Origin of the sequence: Caulobacter sp. B11 (assembly GCF_002737765.1) — a bacterium.
Lineage (GTDB): Bacteria > Pseudomonadota > Alphaproteobacteria > Caulobacterales > Caulobacteraceae > Caulobacter.
The window spans coordinates 1-2,543 of sequence record NZ_PEGG01000358.1; the positions used below are offsets into that span (position 1 = coordinate 1).

The 2,543-nt window shown below is 66.9% G+C and carries 1 protein-coding gene and 2 pseudogenes; 1 reads left to right on the forward strand and 2 read right to left on the reverse strand.

All coding sequences use genetic code 11. From position 1 onward, the window contains the following. On the forward strand, positions 1-563 hold a 563-nt coding region (locus CSW58_RS12670), incomplete at its 5' end, for an ORF6N domain-containing protein (RefSeq protein ID WP_236627822.1). 3 nt (positions 564-566) lie between these two features. Here the strand turns inward: CSW58_RS12670 and CSW58_RS12675 are convergent. Together CSW58_RS12675 and CSW58_RS12680 are read right to left on the reverse strand one after the other, a co-directional pair. Next, positions 567-2,436 (reverse strand): annotated as a pseudogene (locus CSW58_RS12675) (arginine--tRNA ligase). Then, positions 2,433-2,543 (reverse strand): annotated as a pseudogene (locus tag CSW58_RS12680) (Tat pathway signal sequence domain protein); the annotation flags it as partial. The pseudogenes CSW58_RS12680 and CSW58_RS12675, both read right to left, overlap by 4 nt.

A 2,543-nucleotide genomic window follows, 5' to 3' on the forward strand; every position in this document is an offset into this window, starting at 1 on the left:
ACCGACCGTATGCCTTAACGGAACACGGTGTCGTCATGGCGGCGACCGTTGTGAAGTCTGAACAGGCCATCGCGGCGTCGCGGTTCATCATCAAGGTGTTCATCGAGGCCCGTCGTAAGGTGCTGGTGTCGGATGGGGTCAACCTGCCGTCGCTGATCGATGCGCGTGGCCTGCTGCCCCTGGAGAGCGAGACCCGCACCGGGCTGACAAGCAAGCTCAACGGCGCTCTGGGCCGGGTGCTCGACGCCATCGCCGATCCCGAGACCCAGACCACCGTGCGCGACGAGGCCCATGCCATCGCAGCCGAAGGCCTGCGCAGCCTTAAGGACTATCTGAAGCGGGCGGGAATCCAGAACGAGAAGACCCTCGCCGAGGTTCGCAAGCTGCTGGCCGAGGCCGACGCCCTCGAGGCCGAGACCGCCCAGAAACGCACCGAGAACCAGCATCGCCAGCTGGCGCTTCTGGCCAAGCAGCTGCGCCTGGTGCTGGTGGCCCAGCAGTATCTTGAGACCGGCGGGGTCGAGGGTCTGCTGGCGACGCTCAAGGATCTCGAGCGGCCGTGAACCCTACATCCGCTCCGGCGCTTCGATGCCCAGCAGGTCCAGGGCGATCTCGAGCTGCTTCAGCGTCGTCTCGGCCAGGGCCAGGCGCGAGGCGCGCAGGGCGTCATCCTCGGCGCTGAGGATCGGGCAGGCGGCATAGAACTTCGAGAAGGTCTGGGCCAGCTTGTAGGCATGCTCGGCGATGAAGTTGGGGGCCTTTTTGTCATAGGCCTCGGTCAGGGCGCCCTCGAAGGCGTCGAGCAGCAGCGTCAGGTCGCGCTCGGCCGGTTCGGACACGACCACCTTGCCCGACTTGACCTTCTGTTCGGCGGCCTTGCGCAGGATGCTCTTGATGCGCACCGACTGGTACAGCAGGTAGGGCCCGGTCTTGCCCTCGAAGCTGGTGAAGCGATCGAGATCAAAGACGTAGGACGTGCCGCGGAAGTTCTGCAGGTCGGCGAACTTCAGGGCCGCGATCCCCACCTTGTGGGCGGTTTCCTCGAAGGCCTCGGGCGGCAGTTCGGCCCCGAGGCCGGCTTCGCGCAGGCGTTCACGGGCCTTCTCGCGGGCCATCTCGATCAGGTCGTGCAGCTTGAGTACGCCGCCGGCGCGGGTCTTGAACGGCTTGCCGTCGCTGCCGTTCATGGTGCCAAAGCCGATATGCTCCAGGCCGCCCGGCTCGGCGTAGCCGGCCAGGTAGGAGGCGCGGAACACCTGCTCGAAATGGTCAGCCTGACGCTGGTCGACGCAGTAGAGGATCAGGTGCGGGTCGAACGACTTTCGGCGATCCAGGATCGTGGCCAGGTCGGTCGTGCCGTACATGGCCGAGCCTTCCGATGACACGACCAGCAGCGGATCGGGGCTGGGGACCTCGACGACCGTGCCGTCGGCCAGCTTCTTCTTCTTGGTTTCGCCGGGACGGGCCACGCGGACGATGCGGGCGCCCTGGTCGTCGACCAGCAGGCCCTTCTCCTCAAGCTGACGCACCATCGGCGGGATCAGGTCCTGCACGTCGCTCTCGCCCTTCCAGAGGTCGAAATCGACGCCCAGAGCATGGAACTCGCGCTCCAGGGCCACGCGGCTGACCTTGACGAAGTGCTTCCAGATCAGGCGATAGCCAAAGCGGCCGTTCTGCAGTTCGGCCGTGGCCTTGCGGGCCCGGGCCAGGAACTCGGGCTCGAAAGCCGGGTTGGGCTGGCCGTCTTTCTCGGCCTTGGCCTTGCCGGCGGCCTGCGGATAGATCCGGTCTAGGTCGGCCAGCGAGATGTGCTCGGCCAGGGCCGCCATCACCTTGGCCTCGTCGCTTGGCGAGAAGTCGCGCGGCGATTCGACCAGCCGGTCCATCAGCGCGCGGACAAAGGGGTTCTCATCGACCAGGGCGGTGATCAGCAGACCCATCTGGAAGCCCCAGTCGCCGAAGTGGGCGTCGCCGACCACCTCATCGCCCCGGAAGCGATAGCCGCTTGATCGACTCGCCGATGATCGAGGCGCGCAGGTGGCCCACATGCATCGGCTTGGCGACGTTGGGGCCGGCATAGTCGATCAGGGACGCGGCGCGGCTCGGCCAGCAGTTCGGATCCGGCGCGCTCGTCGGCGGCGATCGCGTTGGCGCGATCCGACAGGGCCTGGGCGCTGACGCGCATGTTGATGAAGCCGACACCGGCGATCTCGACCGAGGCCCAGACGCGGTCGGCCTTCAGCTGCTCGACCACCTGAACGGCGATCTCGCGCGGATTGCGCTTGGCGCTCTTGGCGGCCGCCAGGGCGCCGTTGCACTGGAAGTCGGCGAGGTCGGGCCGGTCGGACGCCGTGACGCGCCGAAATCGGGAGACAGTCCGGCGGCCTGGAAAGCGGCCGCGGCCGCTTCGCTCAGGGACCGCTTCAAATCACTCATTGCTTGGGCGTCGTTCCTGGTTGTTGGGCCGGGGCGGTTTGGCCCGCATTGACCCGGAAGCGCTTGCCTTCACGATTGAAGGCGGCCATTTCGGGCGTCACGTCGAA